Origin of the sequence: Undibacterium sp. TJN19, from assembly GCF_049339485.1 — a bacterium.
Taxonomy (GTDB): domain Bacteria; phylum Pseudomonadota; class Gammaproteobacteria; order Burkholderiales; family Burkholderiaceae_D; genus Undibacterium.
On record NZ_JBMPPL010000007.1, the window covers coordinates 149,449 to 175,547 of the forward strand.

Annotated in this window: 19 protein-coding genes and 1 other RNA gene; 9 read left to right on the forward strand and 11 right to left on the reverse strand. The window is 51.1% G+C overall.

All coding sequences use genetic code 11. The features are described from left to right. Nucleotides 1-3 precede the first annotated feature (3 nt). The 4 genes from ACO0LH_RS19010 to ACO0LH_RS19025 all read right to left on the reverse strand — a co-directional run bounded on the left by ACO0LH_RS19010 (nucleotide 4) and on the right by ACO0LH_RS19025 (nucleotide 4,022). On the reverse strand, nucleotides 4-2,289 hold the full coding sequence (locus ACO0LH_RS19010; RefSeq protein WP_422942708.1) for a molybdopterin cofactor-binding domain-containing protein: 2,286 nt from the start codon (nucleotides 2,287-2,289) through the stop codon (nucleotides 4-6). Continuing rightward, nucleotides 2,286-2,774: a (2Fe-2S)-binding protein gene (locus ACO0LH_RS19015; RefSeq protein ID WP_422942709.1), complete on the reverse strand. Its 489-nt coding sequence runs from the start codon at nucleotides 2,772-2,774 to the stop codon at nucleotides 2,286-2,288. The genes ACO0LH_RS19010 and ACO0LH_RS19015 overlap by 4 nt, the downstream gene beginning before the upstream one ends. Nucleotides 2,775-2,911: 137 nt before the next feature. Continuing rightward, the gene (pgeF, locus tag ACO0LH_RS19020) at nucleotides 2,912-3,580 is read right to left on the reverse strand and encodes a peptidoglycan editing factor PgeF (protein WP_422942710.1); all 669 of its coding nucleotides are present in this window, start codon (nucleotides 3,578-3,580) and stop codon (nucleotides 2,912-2,914) included. Between the two features lie 97 nt (nucleotides 3,581-3,677). Continuing rightward, entirely contained in the window at nucleotides 3,678-4,022 is a 345-nt protein-coding gene (locus ACO0LH_RS19025) for a hypothetical protein (RefSeq protein WP_422942711.1), read from the reverse strand. A gap of 183 nt (nucleotides 4,023-4,205) precedes the next feature. On the opposite strand from ACO0LH_RS19025, the gene ACO0LH_RS19030 reads away from it, so the two are divergent. Together ACO0LH_RS19030 and ACO0LH_RS19035 are read left to right on the forward strand one after the other, a co-directional pair. After that, a complete protein-coding gene (locus ACO0LH_RS19030; RefSeq protein WP_422942712.1) occupies nucleotides 4,206-4,439 on the forward strand; it encodes a hypothetical protein in 234 nt (77 codons plus the stop codon). A 240-nt stretch (nucleotides 4,440-4,679) separates the two neighbouring features. Beyond that, nucleotides 4,680-5,351: a thioesterase II family protein gene (locus ACO0LH_RS19035; protein WP_422942713.1), complete on the forward strand. Its 672-nt coding sequence runs from the start codon at nucleotides 4,680-4,682 to the stop codon at nucleotides 5,349-5,351. Nucleotides 5,352-5,428: 77 nt separating this feature from the next. Here ACO0LH_RS19035 and ACO0LH_RS19040 read toward each other — a convergent pair whose 3' ends face one another. Then, entirely contained in the window at nucleotides 5,429-7,897 is a 2,469-nt protein-coding gene (locus ACO0LH_RS19040) for a TonB-dependent receptor (RefSeq protein WP_422942714.1), read from the reverse strand. A gap of 493 nt (nucleotides 7,898-8,390) precedes the next feature. On the opposite strand from ACO0LH_RS19040, the gene ACO0LH_RS19045 reads away from it, so the two are divergent. From ACO0LH_RS19045 to ACO0LH_RS19065, 5 genes are all read left to right on the forward strand, one after another. Continuing rightward, nucleotides 8,391-9,401, forward strand: a complete 1,011-nt coding sequence (locus ACO0LH_RS19045; RefSeq protein WP_422942715.1) for a LacI family DNA-binding transcriptional regulator — start codon at nucleotides 8,391-8,393, stop codon at nucleotides 9,399-9,401. Nucleotides 9,402-9,711: 310 nt separating this feature from the next. Beyond that, nucleotides 9,712-12,090 (forward strand): glycoside hydrolase family 65 protein, encoded by a 2,379-nt coding sequence (locus tag ACO0LH_RS19050; protein WP_422942716.1) that lies wholly within the window; start codon nucleotides 9,712-9,714, stop codon nucleotides 12,088-12,090. After that, nucleotides 12,083-12,745, forward strand: coding sequence for a beta-phosphoglucomutase (gene pgmB / locus ACO0LH_RS19055; protein ID WP_422942717.1), 663 nt, complete (start codon nucleotides 12,083-12,085; stop codon nucleotides 12,743-12,745). The genes ACO0LH_RS19050 and pgmB overlap by 8 nt, the downstream gene beginning before the upstream one ends. A gap of 105 nt (nucleotides 12,746-12,850) precedes the next feature. Continuing rightward, nucleotides 12,851-14,110 (forward strand): MFS transporter, encoded by a 1,260-nt coding sequence (locus ACO0LH_RS19060; RefSeq protein ID WP_422942718.1) that lies wholly within the window; start codon nucleotides 12,851-12,853, stop codon nucleotides 14,108-14,110. A gap of 72 nt (nucleotides 14,111-14,182) precedes the next feature. Further along, nucleotides 14,183-15,193: a substrate-binding domain-containing protein gene (locus ACO0LH_RS19065; protein WP_422942868.1), complete on the forward strand. Its 1,011-nt coding sequence runs from the start codon at nucleotides 14,183-14,185 to the stop codon at nucleotides 15,191-15,193. A 75-nt stretch (nucleotides 15,194-15,268) separates the two neighbouring features. On the opposite strand, the gene ACO0LH_RS19070 is transcribed toward ACO0LH_RS19065, so the two are convergent. Further along, nucleotides 15,269-17,305 carry a di-heme-cytochrome C peroxidase gene (locus tag ACO0LH_RS19070; protein ID WP_422942719.1) on the reverse strand — a complete coding sequence of 679 codons (2,037 nt, stop codon included), beginning with the start codon at nucleotides 17,303-17,305 and terminating at the stop codon, nucleotides 15,269-15,271. Nucleotides 17,306-18,165: 860 nt separating this feature from the next. Here ACO0LH_RS19070 and ACO0LH_RS19075 point away from each other — a divergent pair. Beyond that, nucleotides 18,166-19,119 (forward strand): hypothetical protein, encoded by a 954-nt coding sequence (locus ACO0LH_RS19075; RefSeq protein WP_422942720.1) that lies wholly within the window; start codon nucleotides 18,166-18,168, stop codon nucleotides 19,117-19,119. A 405-nt stretch (nucleotides 19,120-19,524) separates the two neighbouring features. Here the strand turns inward: ACO0LH_RS19075 and ssrA are convergent. From ssrA to ACO0LH_RS19100, 5 genes are all read right to left on the reverse strand, one after another. Further along, nucleotides 19,525-19,884, reverse strand: a transfer-messenger RNA (tmRNA) gene (gene ssrA, locus ACO0LH_RS19080). 44 nt (nucleotides 19,885-19,928) lie between these two features. After that, nucleotides 19,929-20,606 carry an HAD family hydrolase gene (locus ACO0LH_RS19085; RefSeq protein ID WP_422942721.1) on the reverse strand — a complete coding sequence of 226 codons (678 nt, stop codon included), beginning with the start codon at nucleotides 20,604-20,606 and terminating at the stop codon, nucleotides 19,929-19,931. Between the two features lie 107 nt (nucleotides 20,607-20,713). After that, nucleotides 20,714-21,418, reverse strand: a complete 705-nt coding sequence (gene ubiG, locus ACO0LH_RS19090) for a bifunctional 2-polyprenyl-6-hydroxyphenol methylase/3-demethylubiquinol 3-O-methyltransferase UbiG (protein ID WP_422942722.1) — start codon at nucleotides 21,416-21,418, stop codon at nucleotides 20,714-20,716. Between the two features lie 198 nt (nucleotides 21,419-21,616). Beyond that, the gene (gene ompA / locus ACO0LH_RS19095; RefSeq protein WP_422942723.1) at nucleotides 21,617-22,273 is read right to left on the reverse strand and encodes an outer membrane protein OmpA; all 657 of its coding nucleotides are present in this window, start codon (nucleotides 22,271-22,273) and stop codon (nucleotides 21,617-21,619) included. A gap of 299 nt (nucleotides 22,274-22,572) precedes the next feature. Further along, nucleotides 22,573-23,148 carry an OmpA family protein gene (locus tag ACO0LH_RS19100; protein WP_422942724.1) on the reverse strand — a complete coding sequence of 192 codons (576 nt, stop codon included), beginning with the start codon at nucleotides 23,146-23,148 and terminating at the stop codon, nucleotides 22,573-22,575. Nucleotides 23,149-23,455: 307 nt separating this feature from the next. Between ACO0LH_RS19100 and gyrA the strand changes: the two genes are divergently transcribed. Next, complete coding sequence (gyrA, locus tag ACO0LH_RS19105) at nucleotides 23,456-26,092, forward strand: DNA gyrase subunit A (protein ID WP_422942725.1); 2,637 nt, start codon at nucleotides 23,456-23,458, stop codon at nucleotides 26,090-26,092. The last annotated feature ends 7 nt before the right edge of the window (nucleotides 26,093-26,099 follow it).

Here is a 26,099-nt window from a genome sequence, read left to right on the forward strand (position 1 = left end):
TTCTTAACTCCAGCTCAGGTCCGCGTGCGTCAAAGGCAATTGTCTCACCCGTTTACCGGTGGCCGCAAAAATCGCATTGCAGACGGCAGGTGCCAGCGGTGGAAAAGCCGGCTCACCCAGACCCGTCACGGGAAAATCGGTTTTCAGAAAATGTACTTCAATCTTCGTAGCGCTGTCTTTCATGCGCAGCAGTGGGTAATCCTGAAAATTGCCTTGCACCACGCGGCCATGCTGAATATCAAGCTCGGGGTACATCAGCGTGCTGATACCATCGAGGACAGAGCCTTGTACCTGATGTTCTGCCCCACTTAAATTGACGATTTGTGCACCGATATCGGTGACCACGACGACACGGTCGACTTTCAGTTCCCCTTTTTTGGAAACTGTCACTTCAGCCACTTCAGCGATATACCCGCGATGGCTGAAATGGAAAGCGATGCCTTGTCCCTGGCCACGTGGAAATTTTTTCCTGCCCCAGCCAGCCTTGTCAGCCACTTCCCGCAATACACGTTTCATGCGGCCCACATGATAAGCCTGGCCGCGCTCACCCGTGCCCGGCACGATGTCTTTGTTACCGAGGATATCGAGACGAAATTCCAGCGCATCGCGGCCCGCAGCATGGGCCAGTTCATCAATGAAACTGTGGAAGACCCAGGCAAACACATTGCTGCCCGGCGCACGCCACGGCCCCATGGGGATACTGGTTTCCAATGGGGTTTGTTCGAGCAGGCAATTTTCTACCCAGCGACCTGGAAATTCATCACCAGACAAACCCGCGCCGCTGCCGGGTTGCAAGACTGGCTTGCCATCGCGCATGACTTTATTGGCAAAGGTGACAAAGTGGTTGTGCCAGGCGACCAGCTTGCCCTGGGCATCAACCCCACCACGTAGAAAATGAAAACCACCAGCGCGGAAATGATCATGCCGCATATCATCTTCGCGTGACCAGGTCAGCTTCACAGGCGTATTGACGCGTCTGGCGATGGCAGCTGCTTCGACAATAAAATCAGAACTCAGGCGCCTGCCAAAGCCACCGCCGCTGCGCGTGATGTGCAGCTTGATTTTTTCCTTGGGTATATTCAGGGTTTCTGACACCAGCGCTTGCCCGGCTTCCGGGTTTTGCGTGGGTGCCCAGATTTCCATGCTGCCGTCTTGTGCATTGAAGCTGACGGTACAATTCTGAGGCTCCATGCTGGCATGAGAAATGAAAGGATAGCTATAGGCAGCTTCCACGATTTTGGCGGCATTACCGAAAGCTGCATTGACATCGCCATCCTTGCGCAGGGTATTGACACCTGCCTGCTTTGCCAGACCTTTGGCTTGGCTGCAAAAACCTTCCCAACTGTCTTGCGCTGATTTGCCTTCATCCCAGTTGACGCTTAATAATTTGCGGGCACTGAAGGCCGCCCAGGTGCTTTCTGCAATGATGGCTATGCCAGGCAACAGGCCACGCAGGTTGTCAGTACCTTCAATGATGAAGGCATCCCTGATGCCGGGCTGGGCTTTGATGACGTCGAGATTGGCGCTGACAGCCTTGCCGCCAAATACCGGGCATTTTTCATAGACTGCATACAGCATGCCGGGCAGTTTGACATCGATGCCAAACAAGGGCTTGCCGGTGACAATGGCGAGGTTATCGACGCCGGCAATGCGTGTGCCCAATAACTTGAATTGTGCCGGGTCTTTCAGTTTGACATCTTTGGCGTCCGGCACGGGCAGGCTGGCAGCTTTTACCACCAGCGAAGCATAAGTCAGCATGCGTTTGCTGGCAGCGTGATGGACTGCGCTGTCAGCAGCATGGCATTCTGCTGCCGGAACATTCCAGGTTTGCGCAGCCGCACTGACCAGCATCGTGCGTGCCGTTGCCCCCAGTCTATGGAATTCATTGTAATTGGTCGGTGTCGAAGTTGACCCACCGGCGCCCTGGCTGCCATAGGCCGGGTTCAGGTCGCCCTGGACGATGCGTACATCTTTCCAGCTGACTTCCAGCTCTTCAGCAATCACCATCGGTAGCGAAGTCTTGATACCCTGGCCGATTTCTGGTTGTTTGGAAACCAGGGTCACTGTGCCATCGCTGGAAATGCGTATCAGGGCGCTGGGCATGAAATCAGCCGCGGTATTGGCCGTAATGGCGTCTGCCTTGCTGATCTGCGCTTCGGCACGGCCTGCATCCACACCCAGGTAAGCCAGTATCAGCGCACCACTGCCGGCGGCTGAAGTACGCAGGAAATCGCGGCGGGAAACCTGTGTGGCTTTTTGCAACATATTGTCTTGTAAGGGCTTGTTCATTTTTGCACCTTCTTGCCGCTGGTTTCATGGGCCAGTTCTGCCGCCCGGTGTATGCCGGCACGTATGCGGATATAGGTGGCACAGCGGCACAGGTTGCCGGTCATGGCGCTGTCTATATCGGCGTCTGTCGGTTGCGGCTTGTCTTTCAGCAGGGCGGCGGCAGTCAGTATCTGACCAGCCTGGCAATAGCCGCATTGCGGCACATCCAGTTCTTGCCAGGCTCTTTGCAAGGGATGCATGGCTTTCGCATCGAGGCCTTCTATGGTGGTCACTTTTTGCTTGCCTACATTCGACACCGGCAACAGGCAGGAGCGGGTGGGCACGCCATTGATTTGCACGGTACAAGCACCACATTGTCCAACGCCGCAGCCGTATTTGGTACCGACCAGGTTCAGCGAATCGCGCAGTGCCCAGAGTAAAGGCGTGTCTGGCGCGACATCGACTGACTGCATCTTTCCGTTGATATTCAGGCTATATTTGCTCATTTGTGTCCGTCCCGTCGTGCATGTTGGCCAGCAGAAATTTGTCGTGCAAAATCAAGTGCAGCATAGGATTGTAAATGCTTTGTCCCGCCTTTGCTCAGACTGGCAGAACCAGCCCGAATGACACCGCTGAATGGCAATCACGGCAATATCAGCATGCCAGAATGCTGGAACGAGTTACGGTCGCCACGGCGATAACTGCGGAAGACATACTTGCCATCCTGGTTTTTGCTGCACAGGGTACAGGCTGAATGATGATCAATTTCTGTTATGCCTATCTGTTTTAGGGCGACTCTGGCCAGGAAGTTCAAATCCAGATGGCGGTGTGAAGGACGTACCAGCGTTGCATCAAGATCAGAATATTGCTGGACGAAGTCGTTTGCCAGTTCCTCACTGACTTCAAAGCAGCAGGCCCGAATGTGCGCGCCTATGGCAGCGACCCAGTCTTCTGGTCTTTCGCCACGCGCCTGCAATTGTTGCCATAGTGCGGCCAGAACACCATCTTTCATGCCACGCCAGCCCGCATGGGCAACCGCAATCATCTTGCCATCGCGACGCGCCAGCAAGATGGGCACGCAATCCGCAGTGATGACTGTCAATGGTATACCGGGTACGCTGGTGAAAAATGCATCGGCATCACCACACTGCTGATTTTTTTCAGTGACTTCAACGACGCTGGTCCCGTGCACCTGTATTTTTACCGGGACAGTGTCCCAATGTGTACAAAGGCTGCTGGGTACCAGTTCTCTGTTATTGCCAAAACCGGTTCGCAGACCGGGGATGTTGGTGAGTAAGGGACTGCTGTGCAAGACATGCTCCGGAAATGGTATTGGTGCCAAATTTTAACTAATTTCCAGCGAGTACGTTTGTACGATTGCCTGTCTTTTCACAAGACTTGTCGTAGCCTCAGATTGTCATGCCGTAGCGCAGTTTGAGTTTTTTTGAAATTTGCTTCATCAGCAAAGTCAAAGGATAAAAAAAAGAGAAAAAGAACAGACAGGCATACAAATAGACAGGCAGCATCAGTTGTGTATTGCCTGTGGTTTCGTTCAACCATAAACCCAATTGAGCCAGGCCGCCGGCATCGGTCGATGTCAAAAAAACCTGATTACGGCATTCGGCGCGCCAACTGCCGTCTGGCAGGCGATGGCAATAGGGTGCACCGTCATCGCCATCCTTTTGCCATAAGGCATGGGTGTCGGCCAGAAACCGGGACCGGGCGATGCCCCAGCTCTTTTCTGCCTTTTGCAAATGAGCGTTACGATGCCAGGCAATGACGGTTTTCGACAGGTATTTTTCCAGATCACCGCCGCGTCATTTCAGGCGGCGTGTAGTACCGGCAACGCTGCCTAAATTTCAGACGAAAGAGGTAGCAAACAAAGTTTTTTGCAAGAGCGAATCGATTCTTTGAACCAAGTATATTAGGGGTAGAAAATGGCACATTTATATGATAGATTGGCATCTATAATTAAAAAGTCAGCTCAAGATCCTGCTTGCCGTACAAAACTGCTGTCAGATCCAAATGGAACTTTGAGTGGTGATGGCGTCGACATCGGTGGTGCAAAAATTTTCATGGAATGGACAGAGATCACGAATGTCCTCAGTATCATGGTTGAAAATGGTGGTGCCAACTGGGCCGGCTCCATTGTTCTGAGCATCAAGAAATAAATCCCTGATGTAGAAATAGAGTACGTAGCTCATCTGAGCTATGTGCTGGTTATGCTCACTTCTTAGCCATCAACTATTTTTGTGTGTATGCATCTTGTAGTCCTCTATCAAACAAAAAATTTCCCCTTCACCGGGCAGGCTAAATCAGGCGGTTGTTAATACTGCTTGCGTGTAAGTTTTGAAGCCGACCATGTGTAGATTTTACCGAGCTCAGGCTTATCTTGAATCTTAGGAATTAAATTGAAAATTATCGCTTTTCCATTTGCAGGTGGAAGCAGCTATAGCTATGTCAGGCTGGCCAGTGAACACCAGTATGAATGGATAACAATGGACCCGCCCGGCCATGGCACGCGCATGCGTTTTCCTCTGTTGCAAACCATACCAGAGATTGTTTCAAACCTGCTTGAGCCCACGCTACAGGCAGCAGCGCAGGGGCCCTATGTCTTATTCGGCCATAGCATGGGTGCCTATGTCGCCCTGGCCATGCTCGACAGGCTGGTGGAAATGGGGGCCAGTTTGCCGCAAAGACTGGTGTTGTCGGGTGCAGTAGCACCGCATAAGCGATTGCCTCAGCGTCATTCTGAACTACCGGGCAAGGAGTTTTTTGACTGGATAGGCAGCATGGGAGGCATGCCCAAAGAAGTACTCTCAGAGCCACAACTGATGGAATTGATCGAACCTATATTGAGAACCGATGTGGCCGCAGTCGAAGCCTATTCCGATGCTTCAGAACGCCAGCACCAGGTGCTCGTACGCATCCTGCTCGGCAAGGACGACAAGGTCACCAAAAATGATGGTCACGCCTGGGTTGACTGTTTTTCTTTAAAACCGGAAATTCATACTCTGGATGGCGAACATTTCTTTTTGTTTGATGACGTGGAAAAAGTCCGGGCGCTGATCGCAGAGCCTTAGCAGACAGCGCTTTGGTGGAAAAAAAGCCCGGCTTCACATACATGAAGCCGGGCAATCAAGCTACAGGGGGAAGCTGATCAGAAGCGATACAAAACGGAAGCTTCGATGGCACGACCAAAGATAGGACGGGCAAAGACAACACTGCTGCCACCACCGATGACGCGGGAATTACCCTCGGTCAGGCCCAATTGATTGGTCAGGTTGGTACCTGCCAGACGGAATTCCAGATTGTCACCCAGACCCACCAGTACGCCTGCATCCAGCGTGTAATACTTGGGCAATGATTGCTGGTTTTCAGCATCGGCATAACGTGCATCGACATGCGTGTAAGTGCCATACAGTTTGATATCGGCATTGTCGAGCGGAATGCGATAGCTTGGTGACAGGCGGAACTGCAATTTAGGCTGACGCTTTACTTCATGACCCGTATTGGCACCATAGTTTTCGTATTTTGAAGACTGATACGCGCCACTCAGTGAAATCTGGAAGTTCTTGACCGGGCGCGCAGCCACTTCAAATTCCAGGCCTGAACCGCTGGAACCACCAATTGCCGTCACATTGCTGCCATCAGCCAGGAACTGCTGGAAAGACAGACCGGTAAAGGTGTTATGAAAGAAGGTCAGGTAAGCGCTGAATTGCTCGGTCACTGTCTTCAGGCCCAGTTCGTATTGCTTGACCTTGGTGACAGGTGCGCCAACGCCGTTGTCACGGATGGTATCAAACTGCGGCAATGCAAAACCTGAATTCAGACGCGCAAAAACGCTGAAGTTTTCCGACACCTTGTAATTGCCGCCCAGCGTGTACGACACTTCGCTGTCGGTACGGTTGACAGGTGTATTGCTGCCGCTCAGTACCGATGCGCTGTTGTTATACAGCGTCAGCGGGTTATTATCCAGGTCCACTGATTTGGCGTTGGAAATGACACCGTTGAGTCGACGGTTTTCTGTGCGTACACCGGCATCAACACGGACCCTGTCATTAATCTTCCATTCATCGGTGAGGAAGAACGCAGTGTTTTGCGCAGAGAAATTTTCATTGAGCGTGAAGAAAGAAGCACCATCATGACCATTACCGCTGACCACGACCCCATTGTTCAACGCCACATTGATAGGGCGGGCATTCGAAGTTGCTGTCATCAATACGCTGTTACCGAGATACCACTGATCTTTGGATGAGTAATCAGCATAATAAACACCACCTGTCAGGGTGTGATCTTTAACGATCTCTTTGCTGATGCGTAATTCATCGGTGAACGAGGTCAGTTTCTTTTCCACCGACCAGATGCCGGCCGACATCACCTGCTGGTCTGCGCTGACTGCTGCGCCACCATTCAGATAAGTTGCCGTGCCCGAAGTCGCCAGTTTGCCACCAGCCGCAGTCACGACATTGGCCTGGCCGTTGGCTGACTGTATCGCGCTGTTAATGTAAGACGCAGCACTGACCGGGCTGTTGCCGGTAAAGATCGCCAGGGTTGGCGCGTCACCTGAAAAATGATTGAGCTTGTTACTGACATTCCAGCCATTGATGTTTTGTGAAAAATCCACACCAAACAGGTTGGCCTGCAAGCCACGGCCATTGGCGAGGTCTTTCTGCAGGGTCTGACCCGGACCGACTTCCAGTGACACATTGCGCAGCTCGTTACTGTACAAAGAACCGGTCAGAGGATCAAAACCAGGGAAGGCACCTGGGTTACCGCCAGCAGTGCCCGCAGAAATCAGCGGTACGCCAGTGTAAAAAGTATTTTTGTCATTGACAGAACGCGCATAGAACGTCAGTTCACCCTGATCCAGTTTGCGGGTGACGGTGGCGGTGATTTGCCCACCTTCATCGGCCGGATATTGCCCGTCACGCACGCCTTGGGCGACGCGATAAAAGCCGCCTATGGTGCCATACCAGCCATCTGAAATCTTGCCACCATAATAGCCATCGATGCGGCGCAGGTTACCTGTGCCTACGGTAGCGCGCAAACTGCCTTCGGGTACGTCACGACCTTTCTTCAGCAAGAAGTTCATGGTTGCGCCAGGTTGCCCGTTAGAGAAAATAGGGCTGGGGCCACCGCGCAAAACTTCTACCCGTTCTATCGTGTCATCGATACGGAACAGGGATGAGCCTTCGAGAAAAGACAGGGTGGGTGGCGGGAACAGTGGCGAACCATTCATCTGTATCGTCACGAAAGGCGCATCGCCATCAATAGGGAAGCCGCGCACACCGATATTGGCACCGGCATTGCCACCGCTGGATTCTGCGTAGATACCCGGAACAATCTTCAGCAGATCAGCGGTGCTGCTGGGGGCTGCTTGTTTTACCTGTTCTTCAGTCGCCGTAGTGATGGAATAGGACGCATCAATTTTTCTTTGACCGCCGGCCCTGGCATTGCCAGTCACAACGATTTGCTGTACTTCTTCCGGTTTGCTTTCATTTGCGGGTTTGGTGGCTGTAGTACTGGTTTCAGCCGCTGCGGTCTGCGCCTGTGCTTGCGCCTGGGTCAGCAATGTCATCATGGCGAGCGTGATCGCCGACAACCGGAATTGGTTGTTACATTTCATTTGTGTGCTCCTGAATATTATTAAGGTTAATTGTTTTTAGCAGCTTTTGCATGGCCAGGCGTCTTTGCGCCTCTTCCATTGACTGGTCACTTCCTAATTGAGACAGGTACTTGTCAGTTACTTATACTGCGATTTCCCTTGTACTCAAGTGACTTGATGCTGAAAACAACTCCATTGAAACAAGAAATGTTATCGATGTCAATTTAAATGTTATCGATGTCATTTATTCGACACAAAGCCAAAACGATGAATAATTGGTGAAAATCTTGATTTCCGCAGAAAATTCAAGCAGTTCATCTGAAATGCATGAATGCTTCGTCTGTCACGTCGGGATGCACCGTGTCCAAACAAGCTCTGTCATAATGCGGCTTGCATTCTGCCGGGTACGGGCAGGTATATTTATCAGAATTTGTTGAGCACCGAGATGTATACTTCGGATAACAAATTCGGGCTTAAACTTCACACCTTAAATTGAAACGCACAAGAGCATTGCATGTCAGCTAAAAAGAAGGGTATTGCCAATTCTGAATCAGGGGTAACGATGGAACATCTGGCAGGTATTGCCGGTGTATCCACCATCACTGTGTCCCGTGCGCTCAGGAACAGCCCTTTGGTAACAGAAGAAACCCGCGAAAAAATCCGCAAGATCGCTGAAGAACAAGGTTACCGTTTCAATGTCAGTGCCAGAAATTTACGCCTGCGCCGCAGTCACTCTGTGGCTGTGGTCGTGGAGATGACGCCAGCCAGTGACAGACCCATGTCTGACCCTTACCCGCTGGAATTATTAGGCGGCATTACCCAGGAACTGACAACAGCCGGTTATAGTGTCGTACTGACTTCCATGCAGTTGATAGATACGCCACCAGTGCAGGGCGCTGATGGCCTGATACTCTTGGGGCAGGGCTCACATGGCGAAGCCGTACGGCATTTACAGCGTTCCGGATTGCCGATGGTGATCTGGGGCGCGCCGGACGCAAATCAACCTGGTATTGTAGTGGGCAGCGATAATCGCAAAGGCGGGGCCAGCGTGGCCGGGCGCTTTATCCAGCAAGGCCGCAAGAAGCTTTTGTTTTTGGGTGATATCAATCACGCCGAGATACAGGAGCGCTGTGCCGGCTTCATGGATGCACTGGGTGAGCAACAGCACGCAGTCAGCATCTTGCACCCCAAGGCATTTACCTTTGAAGCCGGTTTTGATTGCATGTCGGCCTATCTCAAGAAAAAAGATAAGAGTTTTGATGCCGTGTTTGCCGCCAGCGATTTATTGGCCATGGGCGCTATCCGCGCGCTCAATGAAAACAATCTGGCGGTGCCTGAACAGGTGTCTGTCATTGGCTATGACGATACGCCGGGTGCTGCCAGCTTTGTCCCCCCTTTGACCAGCGTGCATCAATACCTGCGCGATGGCGGCGTCTTGCTCGCCAAGAAGATTTTGGCGCTGATCAATAACGAGGCGGTTGAATCAGAAGTCTTGCAGACCCTGCTCGTGGTGCGCCAGACCTGAAGCTTGCGTTAGCTGAGCTTGTCACCTTAATGATGGGCAAACATTGCTGTCTGCTTTCCTTTTTCTACCTCACTATAGCTGCCCCCTATTGAGGTCCATAGGCAAGTCCAGCTTGCGTATGCCGTCTGCCCCTCTTTTTCGACGATTATCAAATAATTTATTTCCTTGATTGACTTTTCAAACCGGTTTAAATAAAATCAATTTCGAATCCAAACCGGTTTGAATAGAAAAATAAAGAATAAATACTGAATTTTTTACATTTATTCAGAAAAACCAGTCCCGCAAATAAATAAAGAACAAGGACACAATCGTGCGTAAAACAGATGCCCTGCATCATAAATACCCGCTGGAGACCTGGCGTATCAGCGAAAACAGTTTTGATAACAGCAACAACTTTCTCAGTGAAACCTTGTTCGCGCTTGGCAACGGCTATATCGGTTTGCGTGGCTGCCAGGAAGAATCCTATAAAGGGCCGTCAGGCACGTCGCTCAATGGCAGTTACCTGAATGGTTTCTATGAATCTGAAGCCATTCAGTACCCAGAAAACGCCTATGGCCTGGCGCGCACCAACCAGTTCATGTTGAACGTACCAGATGCCAAATGCATACAACTGTGGGTGGAAGACGAAGAATTTGATTTGCAACAAGGCAGCCTGGAAGTCTATCAGCGCCATCTGGACTTTCGTACCGGTTTGCTGACGCGTACGCTAGTCTGGCTGTCACCCAAAGGGAAAAAAATCCGTGTTGACAGCAAGCGCATGGTTTGCTTTGACAACAAGCACCTGTTTGTTATTTCGTATGAAGTGACGCCTCTGAATTTCAGCGGGCAAATTCGCATCGTGTCGGCTATCGACGGTGCGGTAAAAAATATCACTGCGGGTGATGACCCCCGTGTAGGCTCCGCAGTCAGTGGCCCCACACTGGCGCAGCTTGGCTTGTTTCAGTCTGAAGATTTTTCTGCCTTGCTGCATACAACACACAATAGCAAACTGTGTCTGGTAACAGCCATGCTGAATCATTTGCAGGTGGATGGTGCAATCTCTAGCAGCTGCAACCAGCAGGCAGAACGTCTGGAACAGCATTTCAATATCACTGCACAGCAGGGTGGGCTTATACGCCTGGATAAATTTTGCAGCTACCATTCTTCACGTGATTTTGCCGAAGCTGATTTGCCCGCGCAGAGCCAGCAGGTACTCACACAGGCAAGGCAAACAGGCTTTGCTGCGCTGGCAAAAACACAGGAAATGTATCTGGCAGATTTTTGGGCGCAAGCTGATGTACAGATATCTGGCGATGAAGCCTTGCAGCAGGGTATACATTTCAATATGTTCCACTTGCTGCAATCGGCGGGGCGTGACGGCAAGACCAATATCGCAGCCAAGGGGCTGACAGGCGAAGGTTATGAAGGACATTATTTCTGGGATACCGAAATTTACATCTTTCCCTTCTTTTTGTATAACAAGCCTGAAATCGCCAAAAAATTACTCGAATACCGTTATCAATACCTGCCGCAGGCGCGCAAGCGTGCCAGGCAGATGTCGCATGCCAGCGGCGCGCTTTACCCGTGGCGTACCATTGCGGGGGAAGAGTGCTCTGCCTACTTCCCGGCTGGTACGGCGCAATACCATATCAACGCTGATATCGCCTATTCCATCAAGCTGTATATGGAAGCGACCGGTGACATTGATTTCCTGTTGCAGCAGGGTGCTGAAATCGTTCTGGAAACAGCACGTCTGTGGATGGGGCTGGGTAACTACGCGCACATGGCTGGCCGCAAGGATAAGTCTTTCTGCATCAACGAAGTGACCGGTCCTGACGAATATACAGCACAAGTCAACAACAACTATTACACCAATGCGATGGCGCAAATGCATTTACGTTTTGCCGCAAACATCGTGCAGCAATTGCGTGAGCAGCATGGGCAAGACTTTGCACGCATTGCCGCTGCAATTGAATTGACCGAGGTGGAAGTAGCAGAATGGCAACTGGCTGCCGACAGCATGTTTTTGCCTTATGACAGCGAGCGCCAGATTCATGAACAGGATGATAGTTTCCTGTCCAAGAAGCCCTGGGATTTTAAAAATACGCCAAAAGAAAATTACCCCTTGCTGCTCAATTACCATCCGCTGGTGATTTATCGCCACCAGGTCTGCAAGCAGGCCGATGTCGTGTTGGCACTCCTGCTATTGAGCGAACAATTCGATATCGCTGACAAGCGCCGTGATTTTGATTTTTATGAAACTGTCACCACGCATGACTCTTCTTTGTCGACCTGTATCTTCAGCATTATTGCCGCTGAAGTGGGTTATGCAGAAAAAGCGTATGACTACTTCATGCAAACCGCACGTCTGGATATTGATAACACCCATGCCAACACGCATTACGGTGTGCATACCGCAGCAATGGCCGGTACCTGGCTAGGTATTGCCTATGGCTTTGCCGGCATGCGGGTTAAAAATGGCATGCCATCTTTTGCGCCAGTATTGCCACAGCAATGGCAGGATTACCAGTTTCATGTGCATTTTCAGGGACAGTTATTGCAGGTACAAGTCAAACCCGAAACAGTTGAATACCGATTGCTGAAAGGTACATCACTGGTTTTGCAACACCGAAGCCAATTATTGACTCTGACATCTGAGCAAGCCCGCATCTGCGTGGCCTTGCACGACAAGGAACTTGATCATGCTTAAATACCCTTATCGTGCCGTGATTTTTGACCTGGATGGTGTCTTGACTGACACCGCGCACTATCACTACCTCGCATGGAAACAAATAGCCGATGAAGTGGGGGCCTTCTTTGATGAGACGGTCAACGAGCAACTGAAAGGTGTAGACAGGATGGGCTCGTTGAACCTGATACTTGCCGCTTCAGGAAAACACTTTACAGAAGATGAAAAACTCGACCTGGCGGTAAAAAAGAACCTGCATTATCAGCAACTGATCGCCCACATCAGCCCGGATGATTTGCTGCCAGGTGCAGCACTGGCTTTGCAGGCAATACGTGATGCTGGACTAAAAACGGCCTTGGCTTCTGTCAGTAAAAATGCCCAGGCCGTGATAGAAAAACTGGGCATCAGTCAGCAGTTTGATGCCGTGGCAGATGCTGCATTCATCACCCATAGCAAGCCGCATCCTGAAATCTTTTTGACGGCGGCTGCACATCTGGGTGTAGATCCACAAGACTGCCTTGGCGTTGAAGACTCGATTGCAGGCATACGTGCGATCAGATCTGCCCATATGTTTGCCCTGGGCATAGGCAGCCCTACCGTGCTGACAGAGGCCAATGTCGTTATCGCTGGCCTGCATGAATTTAATTTACATGATTATCTTAAAAGAGACTTGTAGTATCAGTTGTATGCAGTGACAGGCAGCTTATGCAGTGATGTAGTTCAGGCAGTCATATAAAAACAAACACAAAAATAATAAAAATTAAAACCTTACGGAGACAGTATGAATAAACGGCGGATTATATTAGCCCTGTTTTTGCTTTATTTTGTTTTTGCGATATTACTCAATAGCGTAGGCACGGTTATTTTGCAGGTCATTAAATCCTATGGCATAGAGAAATCATCAGCCAGTGTGCTTGAGGGCTTTAAGGATATTCCCATCATCATCGTGTCATTTGCAGTAGCTTCATTCTTGCCGCGCATAGGTTATAAATATGCGATGCTGATTGGGCTGGCCATCGTCACTTTGAGCACCATGGCAATGCCTTTGCTGCCTGGTTTCTTGATGACCAAACTCCTGTTCCTGAGCGTGGGTGTGGCATTTGCACTGGTCAAGGTATCCGTCTATTCCACACTTGGACTGATCAGCACAGACAGAAAACAGCATGCCAGCCTGATGAACCTGCTAGAAGGTTTTTTCATGGTAGGCGTTTTAAGTGGCTACTGGATATTCGGTTATTTCATTGATGCCGACAACCCCACGTCACCAGTGTGGCTAAAGGTTTACTGGTGGCTTTCCGCCTTGTGCGCGCTCAGCTTTGTGCTGGTTGCCAGTACCCGTTTTGAAGAACATGGAAGTCAGCGCCCCCCTCAGGGTGGCAGCTTGCTCAACGATTTTGCCGGTATGTTAAAACTAATGACGCGTCCCCTCGTCTGTATGTACATCATCTCGGCTTTTTTATACGTCCTGCTGGAGCAGGGTATAGGCACATGGTTGCCGACCTTTAATAATGAGATACTGAAAATGCCAGTCGCCATGAGCGTGCAGGCAACCAGCATCTTTGCCGCCTGCCTGGCAATCGGCCGGCTGGGGGCAGGGGCCATCATGCGCAAGCTAAGCTGGTATGTGGTGTTGAATGTGTGTTTGGTCAGCATGGCTGCACTGGTTTTGCTGACATTGCCGCTCACGCATAATATTGTTGCCAATCCAGACCTGCGCTGGAGCAGTGCACCGCTGGCCGCTTTTATCTTCCCTTTGATAGGTCTGTTCATGGCACCGATTTATCCCGGCATCAATTCTGTGATGCTGAGTTCGCTGCCACAACGCCAGCATTCTGCCATGACAGGTTTGCTGGTCCTGTTTTCTGCCCTGGGTGGCACGACAGGTTCGATGATTACCGGCTATGTTTTCGGTGCCATGAATGGCCAGACAGCATTTTATTTATCCCTGCTGCCCTTAAGCTGCATTTTGCTGGCACTGTTCTTTTTCAAACGTGCGATAGATGGCCTGGGTGAAGCCGGGCAGGTCAATCCCGCGATGTGAACAGATGTCGCGGTTATAATCCTGCATTCACCTGAGATAAACACGCCTACCCATGCTTTCGTCACCATGCCCATGACCCTGAAGGAACTTGCCGCCAACCTGGGCATGTCCAAAACCACTGTCAGCCGCGCACTCAACGGTTACCCGGAAGTGGGTGAGGCGACGCGGCAAAAAGTCATGGCTGCTGCACGTCAATTTGGTTATGAAGCCAACCCCATGGCACGCAGCCTGGCTGTAGGGCGTACCAATGTGTTTGGCCTGATCTATCCCTTGCTGCCATCTGATCTGGGTGACCCCATGTTTTTGGGCGTGGTGGGCGGCATGGCTGAAGCGCTGGAAGCGCGCAAGATGAATTTGATGATTGCTCCTGTGTCGCCAGCGAATGAATTACCATCGTACGAACAAATGGTCAAAGGCCGCCGTGTTGACGGCCTGATCGTCAGCCGCACCCTGGTGCAAGACCCGCGCATCGCTTATCTGTCAAGGCAAGGCTTTCCCTTCATTGCCCATGGCCGCACCCAGCTGGACCGTCCTTACGCCTGGTTTGATTATGATAATGAAGCAGGCATCAAGCTGGCGGTAAGCCGCCTGCTGTCGCTGGGGCATCAGCGTATCAGCCTCATCAGCGCGCCGCTGGAAATGAATTTTGCCAGACAAAGGCGCGACAGCTTCATCAATGCCATGAGCGAAGCCGGGCTGGCGATCGATACCCGTCACCTGGTCGCAGACGCCATAGACCGGCGTAGCGGTTATCTGGCTGTGCAACAATTGCTGGCCAGTTCACCCAGGCCCAGCGCCATCATCGTCGATAACCATTTGTCGGGCGTTGGTGCCATGCGGGCGTTGATGGATGCCGATGTGGAAATAGGCAAGGAAATTTCTGTCATCGTCTGGGGCAGCATGGAAGATACCCTGGTCGGCTACAACGTCACCACCATAGACCAGCCCCGCGCCCGTGACGCGGGTAGCAAGATGAGCGAAATGCTGCTGGCGCTGCTCAACGGCACGCCCGCGGCTGAGCTGCAAGTGCTATGGCAACCAGAATTGCTTGCCGGTGCGACGACAGGCGTTTGCATTGGCTGATTATCTGCGGCTGTAAGCATGAAAGAAAAAGCCGTCATTACCATGGGCAATGACGGCTTGCAGATAGTTTCAGGCTTATTGGGCTTTCAGATATTCCAGCAAATCCAGCCGGTCTTCTTTGGTCAGCATCGGTAAATCACCTGGTTTCACTGGTGCTTTCGTTCCATATTCATGACCAAAATTGCGATTGCCATTCAACCTGGTGTCGAAGGTAAAACCTTCATAGCCCGTACTTCTCAAGCCCACTTTTTCGGCATCAAATTCACGCGAGCCTACCAGGAATTTTTCAGGGCGGCACTCTGCATCTTTCTGGTCTGCCGCGCAGCTTGCTGGCAGCAGCAAATCATACAAGGTCGGCACAGAGCCGTTATGCAAGTAAGGCCCGGTCGCCCAGATACCATTCAGCGAACGCCCTTTGTAGGCCTGTAGCGAAGAATAGGGCGTCATGGTGGTATCGGGGTTGTAATTGCCGTGCTTGTTGGAATCATGGATCTCATTACCAAACTGGGCCTGGATGATATTGTGCAGCCATTCTGCCCAGCGGCGTATGAAGCCCTTGTCTGCATCTGGTGTCGTGACAACACCGAGGGTGGCCTTGGTCAGCAAGGCGGCAATCGGGGCTTTTTTATCGAGCAGCACATCGCCCACACCGGCACCCACATATTGATTGCGCAGGATGCCAGAATACCCTTCGTATTTGATACTGTTGTCGGCCATGGTCGGGTCGGTGCCGACTTCTTCCAGCTTCGACATATGCGCCACCACACGGCGTTGTGGTGAACTGCGGTCTATCTCGGCATGGCAACTGACGCAATACTTATCAAACAGCTTTTCACCACGCTTGATGCGTACCTGATCCAGTTTGCCCAAAATCTGTTCCGGCCATTTGGGTGACTGCAATTCAGTTAACTGTGTCTCTATGCGGCGCAGGTTTTCGGTATTGACCGAGCTGTCGTATTCAACGACCTTCTTGGTCCAGCCCTGACCAGTAATCAACGAGGTCAGGGAGAAGCGCTTGCCTTCATGCCAGTCCAGCGAGCCAAACACACCGATGACTTCGCCGGTGTTACGCCCCAGTGGGCCAAGGCCGCCGTTACCGCCGAGGCCATTCCATTGTACATAATCATGCTGGGCAATATCCCACAGGAAGGGGTAACTGACCGGTGCATCCGCCTTGATGAATAATTCCTGTCTGAGTTTGACGATGTTTTTGGCCGATGTCGCAACTCTTTCGACGATCTTGTCGCGATCTGCAGAAGTAATGTCCTGACCTATGCCTGCCAGCGCTGTTTTCACTTCTTCTTCCGTCAGCACATTGTTCAGCACTTCTTCTATTTGCTGACGATTGAGCAGGTGTTCCAGCGTGCGGTTATAGATACGGCCAAAGGCATCCAGCCGTGCATAACCATAATCAACAGGGCTATGGTTGATGATGTTATAGCTGATCAGACGCAGCGTATAGGTTTTGATATCGGCGATGATATCGGCTTCACTGCCATAGGCCCCAAGCTTCATGACAGCCTGGACAAAGCGTTTTTGCACATCCGGCTTATCCCTGACGGCGATCATTGCATCGGTCAGCCCTTTCAGAAAACCGGCCATGTCAGAACTGGCCGGGCCACCATCAATACGCATGCCCGTGCCCTTGTAATTGATTTGCCCCGTATGGCAGGCTGCACAGGTAAAACCCATGTAGTTTTTACTCAGGTAATTGTCTTTGACAAAACCCACTGGCAAGGCATCCGGGTTACTCGACGTTTTTTTCTGTGGCAGATAGCGATAGCGGTTGATGTTTTCATCACTGCGAAACAACTCGGGCTTGTCAGCCTGTTCCAGTACCAGAAAAAAATCATAAGGCAGCAAATTGGAACCCTGCGTTGTCGTATAAAACCACAGGCTTTGCTCAGGCTTCCAGTTCTGATCCAGATAAACAATCTTGGCCGCGCTGTCGCCAAACACATCCTGTTTGACGGTGGCCGCACCCCGGTCAGGATCACTGTCTGACACTTCCCAATGCTGCGCCAGCACGATGAACAATGGTGGAATGATGAAAAGTAAAATGAGCAGCAGGAAACCGTGCCGTATTTTGAATTTTATTTTGGGGAGTTTCATGATGGCTTCCTGAATGGAATGGCGCGGGAAATCCGGTAAGTTGGAGATGTTATGGTTGCATTTTTACCATGCCTATATTTTAAGTGTTTTTTAAACAAAAAGGAGGCTTAACTTGCAAAAAATGTGTATTTTCAACAACATCGCTTTTGTTGTTAAAGTATTAACTGCTGATTTGCACTGAAAATTGCCCCAGTGCTGGATAAATTGCATCTATTGTGACCCACGTTTAGCACACAATCCTACTTATCTTGATGAGTAGGGAGCAGGAGTGATTGACGTGGCATTACTAGGTATTATTCGACGCTGGCACATTCGTGACCAGATCCCATTACGGGAGATCGCCAGACGACTGGGCATCTCTAGCAACACAGTCCGGCGCTATCCGCGCGACGCTATCTGCGCTCTGAAGTCACAGAGCCAGCCTATGCGGAACGACAAACAACAAGCGCCATCGATAAAAGTGCCATCGATAAATGTGCGTTACAGCTTTCAAGCTGGCTTAAAACCGAAGCTAGCAAGAATTGTAAGCAGCGACGAAGCTTAAAACAGCTTCATCTCGATCTGAAAGAACTGGGATTTGAAGGGTCGTATGACCCGGTGGCCGCCTCCGCCAGGAAGTGGAAGGTGGATCAAACTGACAGGGTCAATTCAGCTAGCAAACGCACAAGGAGAGCGCTGATCGTGCAAGATAATGGCCTCGTGCGCTTCACGTCCAGTCAGGGGCAATTTAGTTTAATCATAGAAAGTGATATACGGCAGTAATATTGAAATTAAATTAAGTTCATGTTTCAATGCGAGGGGGTGCGTTCGCCGTCTGCGCGGTGACTGCACCCTCCCAACTTCCTTTTGACGGAGCACACATGAAGTACGTTGTATCAACGCTCATATCAGTACTGACATTCGCGGCACCGCTGGCTGCCCATGCTAGTCCACGAATTGACCTGAAGAAGATCATCAAAGACAACATCGCGACCCAGAATCAAACACCCGCTGCCACACCTGCAAGTGGCGACACGGCAGACTCCGGAAAGTCGACCCCGTCCAGCAACGCAGGGGGCAGGAGTAACCGTCCTTCGCGTAATAGCTCGGAAGGACCCGATTCAACCGAGGTCAGCGCGGTCCTCGCCAAGCTGAAATTGCCAGATATTGCCGGCATCAAGATTGGCATGCACATCGATGAGGCACGTCGGCTTGCGCTCAAGGCCAATCCGAATTTCAAGTTCAAAAATACCGATCTAATGTGGATGAGTTCTAGTTTCAACGGTGTCGAGGCCGATGTGCGAACCACCTGGCCTGGCAACTCTTACGCCAGCGTAGAACAGTTCGTTCTGTTGTACAACGAGGCGGGGACTGTCTTCATGGTATTGCGCGCCTTTACAAGCCTGCCGTCAGACAAAGCGATCCCAGCGGACGTACTGCAGCGCTCGGTCGCAGCTAAATTCGATGCACAGGGAATCGACAACTCGACGCGTCGGGATTTTCTCGGGATAGCGCAGTGGCGCTACGACATGAACGGCAAACTAAGCATGAGGGACAAGGGGCCAAATACCGACAGTCCATGCCAGGGAAATTTGATACCCGGCGCCCCGGTAGTGAATGCGATGTTGCTCAATCCTTCGCCCAACTGTGCACTAAATATTATGGTGTCGGCGTACCCGGCCCCTAATTCGGGCTTGGTCGAAAGTTACGCCGTCTCCATGGCGGCCCCGTGGCTGGCACATGATCTTGGCGCTGTCAACGCCAAGGCTGCGGGCGTCGAAGCGAAGCGACGCGCCGAGCAAGACAAAGCCAAGGGCAATGTGCCGCAGTTGTAGGTGGGTACAGTGTGCCACCAAAGATGAGCCCGCGAAGGCCCGTAGAGAAACCGGGCACTAGCGTGATTGTTGTAGGTGCATTGCGTAACGACTGGTTGGAAAAATTTCCAACCGTTGTGCGAAACTATATTGGGTAGCTTTTGTATTTTGGTGGAGTCGGCGGGAATCGGCCATCCTGTTCAGCCATATCGTTTGCAAGCGCTATGTCGCTCGTGTGCTCGCCGCATGCGGCTCGAATTCCCCACTCTCCACTTTGCAGCTTGCAAGCTGCTCAGATTCGTGAGGCAGGTAACAGCACGCAGGCGCTGTTACCTGTCCGTACTCATCCCCGCGTCCCGCGGGTTCAATTTTGCAGATCGTCAAAATACAAAAGCCACCCGATGATGCCGGGTGGCTTTTCTATTTTGGTGGAGTCGGCGGGAATCGAACCCGCGTCCAGAAGCACTCTACAGACAGTTCTACATACTTAGTGCTGCCATTTGATTTAATCCTGACGACGCGGACGCACACGCTGCGGCAGGACGAGTTACCTATTATTTAATCGAGAGTCAAGTAACCCGGCTCAAGACGATTCCATATGAATGTCCTTACTGCTGTTGCCAGCCCACCCTATGGACGAAGTGGTGTAAGGTTAGCCGGTATTAAGCGGCTAATGCGTACGAGTTATCGTTTGCAGTTATATAGTTCAGATTGTATTTACGAGGTAGTCTGGCCTCGGTATGCCCTGCGCTGCTTTGCAACCCCTGTCGAAACCTGGTCGACCCCTAAGCATTGCTAGTATACCTCATATGCTGCCTGCTGCGCAGTATTCAAGAGTTTGCGGCCTGTAAATGTTTGGCGCGTATCAATTCCAGCAATTCCAGCGGGCTGTCGATGATGGCGTCGGCTTTCCAGTGTTTCGGTTCGGTGGCGCCACAATAGCCCCAGGCAGCGGCGATGCTGGTCATGCCAGCGGCTTCGGCGGCCTGGATGTCGCGCAGGTCATCGCCGACGTACCAGCAATTTTCTGAACGTATGCCTAACTGACGGGCGGCTTCCAGCAGCGGGGCAGGATGGGGTTTGGCATGCGGCGTAGTGTCGCCGGCTACCACGCAGCGTGCTTCCTGCAAATCCAGCAAGGGTATCAGCGGGCGTGTAAAGCGCATGGCTTTGTTGGTGACGATGCCCCAGCTAACACCCAGAAAATCCAGGCCTTTGAGCAGATCGGGTACGCTTTTGAACAGGCAGCTGTGTACGGCGATGGCTGATTCATACTGATCAAGAAATTCATCGCGCATGGCGATGTAATCAGGGTGTTCTGGCGTGATGTTGAAGCCAGCGGCCAAAAGCCCTCTGGCACCAGCGGATGCATGTGGTCGCAGGCTTTGGTAATGGGCGGGGGTCAGTTGGCGCTTGCTGCGCATGACATTGACGGCAGCGGCCAGATCGGGGGCGGTATCAGCGAGGGTACCGTCCAGATCAAAGAGTATTGCTTGAGGTGTTTGCATATGGGGGATCGAAAAACTGTCTGCCATCGTCAACTGTAGTTCAACTGTAATTCAGCTGTGTCGATGACAGGCGTGGTTATCTAAGTGCGGCAACAAATTCTGCAAGTTCAGGCCGGGCGGGTGCAGGCGACCATGTAGTTGACGCTGGTGTCTGCATTCAGTGCATAGATTTGGGTAAGGGGGTTATAACTCAAACCCTTCATCGCATGTAATTCAAGCCCGGCATTGCGTATGTCTTGTGACAGTTCAGCCGGAGTGATAAATTTTGCATAGTCGTGCGTGCCTTTGGGCAGCAATTGCAGCAGATATTCTGCCCCGATGACGGCAAACAAATAAGATTTCAGATTGCGGTTCAGGGTGGAAAAAAAGACATGCCCACCTGGTTTAACCAGTTTTGCGCAGGCTTTGATGATGGATGCAGGGTCAGGTACGTGTTCGAGCATTTCCATGCAGGTAACGACATCAAATTGCCCGGCTTCTTCTTCCGCCATGTCTTCGGCAGCGGTTTTTTTATAGCGTACGCTAATACCAGATTCCAGCCCATGCAAATCGGCGACTTTCAAGGCCTTGTCGGACAGGTCGATACCAGTGACTTGTGCGCCTTTTTTTGCCATTGATTCTGCCAAAATGCCGCCGCCGCAACCCACGTCGATGATTTGTTTGCCTGCCAGTGGTACGCGCTGGTTAATCCATTCCAGGCGCAGGGGGTTGATTTCATGCAGTGGGCGAAATTCAGACGTCGGATCCCACCAGCGATGGGCGAGGTCACTAAATTTTTGAATTTCTGCGGGATCAGCGTTGAGTGTGGACATGGTATTTACTTGGAAATGCCGTGAGATGGCATAAGCTGCAAAAGACGTATTGTAGGCGATTCAAGCTCAAGCCGCACTGAGGAAGTGCAAACTTGCGGCTCCATTGTATAAAGCGGATTTTCTCTTGATACAAATAAAAAACCCCGCCGTAGCGGGGTTTTCATCAGCAGCAAAACCGGAGTCTTGCTTACCAATTAATTACTTCAGGTTGCGTGTACCAACAACTTCGATTTCAACGCGACGGTTTTTAGCGCGGCCATCAGCTGTTTTGTTGTCAGCAACAGGTTGTTTTTTGCCTTTGCCTTCGGTGTAAACACGGTTAGCTTCGATACCTTTGCTTACCAGGTAAGCTTTGACGGCTTCAGCACGACGAATAGACAATTTTTGGTTGTATTCTTCAGTACCGACAGAGTCAGTATGACCAACAGCGATTACCACTTCCAGATTGATGGATTTCAATTTGGATGCCATGTCGTCCAGTTTGACTTTCGCTTCTGGTTTCAGAACAGCTTTGTCAAAATCAAAGAATGCATCAGCAGCGAAAGTCACTTTTTCAGAAGTAGGTGCTGGTGGCGCAACCGGTGCTGGTGGCGCTGGCTTTACTTCTGGAGCTGGTGGAGCAGGCGGTGCCGGTGGAACTGGTTGTACCAGTGGTGCGTCGCAACCTGGAACTGCATCAGCAGGTGTCCAGTAGCCAGTGCGCCAGCACAGGCCAAACGGATCACGGGCAATCACGCCACGACCATCTTGCACATAAGCGCTATATGGTGTGTTTGCCTTGATGTCTTGCTGGGCAGAAGCTGAAAAGGATGCAACTACGGACGCTGCGATAACGAGCTTAACTAAATTTTTCATATTTCTCCTCTCGGGTGAGATTATTACCGCAGATGAACTGCGCAAATTACTGCATTAAAACCTGATATTAACACGGCAATGATGACATTACTATTTCGTCAAACATGGTCCCTGTGATTTACCGACATTTTGCCATACTCATCAATAATAGGACGATAATTGTTAAATCGGCAAAGTTACAGTTGGTTAAATATGTCGCATTTTGACAACGAAGTGTAACTTTGCCAAGCTAATACCACTTCCTTCAGAGAAATCAACTGATTTGATTGCTCCGGTGCAGGCATGAACCTGCACGGGCTCTATTTTGCCATACCACGGCCTTCTATGACGACCCTGCGATTTGGGGCCAGACATTCTGCCAGTTTTTTCTTTGGCAATTTGTCATCACAAGCCTTGATCTGCTGAGTTTTACCCATGCCCATAGTGTCCATGGGGGCGTTGATACCTTTGCTGGTCAGGTAAGCAACCACGGCATCGGCGTGTTTTTCAGATAATTTCTGGGTTTGCGGGTGACTGCCGATCAAATCGGTATGACCAGACACAATGATCAGGTCAATCTTGGCGCAACTTGCCAGCTTGCCCAGCACTTCTGTTTCAATGAGTTGCTTCCCTTTGCTGTTGAGAACAGATTTATGGTGTTCAAAAATTTCATCGCTTTGCAGGGTAACGGCAAAGTCGCAACGTTTTGGCGGTGCAGGTGGTGTAACTGTTGTAATAACGGGTGCTGGCGCTGCTGACGGCGTAGTGACAGCAGGTTCTGCACCTTGTGCGGCTGAGGCTGGAGCCGATGTACTGGTGCTGGTCTGGGCAATGGCTGTTGAGACGGGCAAGGCAAATGCTGCGAGCACGCAAAGTGCTGTCAATTTTTTTAACATGGTTGTCTCCGTGAGGGATTTGAGGTGTTTATTTTTATGTTTTTGATTAAATCATAGATTTTTGCGAGCTGGCTGTCATTTGGGCGACAGTTGCCGTGCAGCATGTTTTCTTTGTTTGTATGCTGACTATTTGGAAATCCTGGCGTCCTTCGCCGTCATACATGCTTAGTTTGCCTGTCTGAATTGCTATAAATGGAATTCAGCAAACGAGGCATGCTAAAATCAAGAGTTAAACGCCAGGCTTAAGATGTCATAGTCATGGGTCAGGCGTTACCAATTAACCAAGCTCTAATTTGCCGGCCCGCCAATGGATCAATTCGCCAAAGAAACACTCCCGATTTCCCTTGAAGAAGAAATGCGCAAAAGCTACCTCGATTACGCGATGAGCGTGATTGTTGGTCGAGCCTTGCCGGACGTACGTGATGGCTTAAAGCCTGTGCATCGTCGCGTCTTGTTCGCGATGCATGAAATGAATAATGTGTATAACCGCCCATTCGTGAAGTGCGCGCGCGTGGTTGGTGAAGTTATGGGTAAATATCATCCCCATGGCGATGCATCAATTTACGACACGCTGGTACGTATGGCGCAGGATTTTTCGCTGCGATACACCCTTGTGGACGGTCAGGGCAACTTCGGCTCCATCGACGGCGACAATGCCGCGGCTATGCGTTACACCGAGTGCCGCCTTGACAAGATCGCTAATGAAATCCTGGCAGATATCGAAAAAGAAACTGTCGATTTTGTTCCCAACTATGATGGCAAGGAAAGAGAGCCTTCGGTTCTGCCTACCCGCATCCCGAATTTGCTGATCAATGGCTCATCAGGTATTGCTGTGGGTATGGCGACCAATATCCCGCCACATAATATTACCGAGACCATCAATGGTGCATTGCATGTCTTGCGCAATCCGGAATGTACGATAGATGAACTGATAGAGATCATTCCTGCGCCAGACTTTCCTACCGGCGGCATTATCTATGGTGTATCAGGTGTGCGCGATGGTTACCGCACCGGCCGTGGCCGCGTCGTCATGCGCGCCAAGACGCACTTTGAGGAATATGGCAAGGAAAACCGTACGGCACTGATCGTTGATGAGCTGCCTTTCCAGGTAAATAAGAAGTCTTTGCTGGAACGTATCGCCGAGCTGGTGCGTGACAAGAAGCTCGATGGTATTTCTGATATCCGCGATGAATCCGACAAGTCGGGCATGCGTGTGGTCATCGAACTCAAGCGCGGCGAAGTACCTGATGTGGTTCTGAATAATTTGTACAAGCAGACGCAGCTGCAAGACACCTTCGGCATGAACATGGTGGCCCTGATGAATGGCCAGCCTAAATTGTTGAACCTGAAGGAAATGCTGTCCTGCTTCTTGTCTCACCGCCGTGAAGTGGTGACACGCCGCACCCTGTTTGAACTGCGCAAGGCACGTGAGCGCGGCCACGTACTGGAAGGCTTGGCCGTTGCGCTGGCAAATATTGACGATTTCATTGCCATCATCAGGGCAGCGCCTACACCACCGATTGCGAAACAGGAGTTGATGACCCGCGCCTGGGACAGCTCCATGGTGCGCGAGATGCTGGTGCGTACTGCGGCTGATAATTCAGGCGGCATCGATGCTTTCCGCCCAGAGAATCTGCCCAAGCATTACGGCATACAGCCAGACGGCTTATATAAATTGTCTGACGATCAGGCGCAAGAAATCCTGCAAATGCGTTTGCAACGCCTGACTGGCCTGGAACAAGACAAGATTGTCAATGAATACAAAGACGTCATGGCCGAGATCGCCGATTTGCTGGACATCTTGTCCAAGCCTGAGCGCGTCACCGTCATCATTACCGATGAATTGACCCTGGCCCGCAATGAATACGGCGAAGGCAATAAAGACGTACGTCGTTCAGAAATCACGCATAACGCGACGGACCTCGAAACCGAAGACCTGATCACGCCACAAGACATGGTCGTGACCCTGTCGCATACCGGTTACATGAAATCGCAACCGCTTTCAGAATACCGTGCACAAAAACGTGGTGGACGAGGCAAGCAGGCCACTGCGACCAAGGATGATGACTGGATCGAGCAACTGTTCGTGGCCAATACCCATGATTACATCTTGTGCTTCAGCAACCGTGGCCGTTTGTACTGGTTGAAAGTATGGGAAGTGCCACAAGGCTCGCGTACTTCACGCGGCAAGCCTATCGTCAATATGTTCCCATTGCAGGACGGTGAAAAAATCACTGTCATCCTGCCTTTGTCTGGCGATAACCGTACTTTCCCTGAAGACCATTATGTGTTCATGGCTACCAGCCTGGGCACGGTCAAGAAAACACCTTTGACTGATTTCAGCAATCCGCGCAAGGCTGGCATTATTGCGGTTGATCTGGATGAAGGCGATTTCCTCATCGGTGCAGCACTGACCGATGGCAAACATGATGTCATGTTGTTCTCTGATTCCGGCAAGGCAGTGCGCTTTGATGAAAATGATGTCCGTCCTATGGGCCGTACTGCCCGTGGTGTGCGCGGTATGAATCTGGATGAAGGCCAGCAGGTTATTGCCTTGCTGGTGGCTGAAAATGAACAGCAATCCGTGTTGACGGCAACTGAAAACGGCTTCGGTAAACGTACACCAATTACGGAATACACACGTCATGGCCGCGGTACCAAGGGCATGATCGCGATTCAGACATCCGAACGTAATGGCAAGGTTGTGGCCGCTACTCTGGTAGAAACCACGGACGAAATCATGCTCATTACTACAGGTGGTGTGTTGATACGTACCCGTGTTTCTGAAATCCGTGAAATGGGCCGTGCAACGCAGGGCGTGACCCTGATTGCAGTGGAAGACGGTACCAAACTGTCAGGCTTGCAACGTATTGTCGAAACTGATGCGGATGAAACAAATAGTGACAGCGAAGGTAGCGCACCCGAAGCCGACGTAGCGGAGTAATGACTGA

Coding starts and splice junctions, on each gene's coding strand:
- ACO0LH_RS19010 (WP_422942708.1), bottom strand. CDS start 2,289: ATGAACAAGCCCTTACAAGACAATATGTTGCAAAAAGCCACACAGGTT.
- ACO0LH_RS19015 (WP_422942709.1), bottom strand. CDS start 2,774: ATGAGCAAATATAGCCTGAATATCAACGGAAAGATGCAGTCAGTCGAT.
- ACO0LH_RS19030 (WP_422942712.1), top strand. CDS start 4,206: ATGGCACATTTATATGATAGATTGGCATCTATAATTAAAAAGTCAGCT.
- ACO0LH_RS19040 (WP_422942714.1), bottom strand. CDS start 7,897: ATGAAATGTAACAACCAATTCCGGTTGTCGGCGATCACGCTCGCCATG.
- ACO0LH_RS19045 (WP_422942715.1), top strand. CDS start 8,391: ATGTCAGCTAAAAAGAAGGGTATTGCCAATTCTGAATCAGGGGTAACG.
- pgmB (WP_422942717.1), top strand. CDS start 12,083: ATGCTTAAATACCCTTATCGTGCCGTGATTTTTGACCTGGATGGTGTC.
- ACO0LH_RS19060 (WP_422942718.1), top strand. CDS start 12,851: ATGAATAAACGGCGGATTATATTAGCCCTGTTTTTGCTTTATTTTGTT.
- ACO0LH_RS19065 (WP_422942868.1), top strand. CDS start 14,183: ATGACCCTGAAGGAACTTGCCGCCAACCTGGGCATGTCCAAAACCACT.
- ACO0LH_RS19070 (WP_422942719.1), bottom strand. CDS start 17,305: ATGAAACTCCCCAAAATAAAATTCAAAATACGGCACGGTTTCCTGCTG.
- ACO0LH_RS19075 (WP_422942720.1), top strand. CDS start 18,166: ATGAAGTACGTTGTATCAACGCTCATATCAGTACTGACATTCGCGGCA.
- ACO0LH_RS19085 (WP_422942721.1), bottom strand. CDS start 20,606: ATGCAAACACCTCAAGCAATACTCTTTGATCTGGACGGTACCCTCGCT.
- ubiG (WP_422942722.1), bottom strand. CDS start 21,418: ATGTCCACACTCAACGCTGATCCCGCAGAAATTCAAAAATTTAGTGAC.
- ompA (WP_422942723.1), bottom strand. CDS start 22,273: ATGAAAAATTTAGTTAAGCTCGTTATCGCAGCGTCCGTAGTTGCATCC.
- ACO0LH_RS19100 (WP_422942724.1), bottom strand. CDS start 23,148: ATGTTAAAAAAATTGACAGCACTTTGCGTGCTCGCAGCATTTGCCTTG.
- gyrA (WP_422942725.1), top strand. CDS start 23,456: ATGGATCAATTCGCCAAAGAAACACTCCCGATTTCCCTTGAAGAAGAA.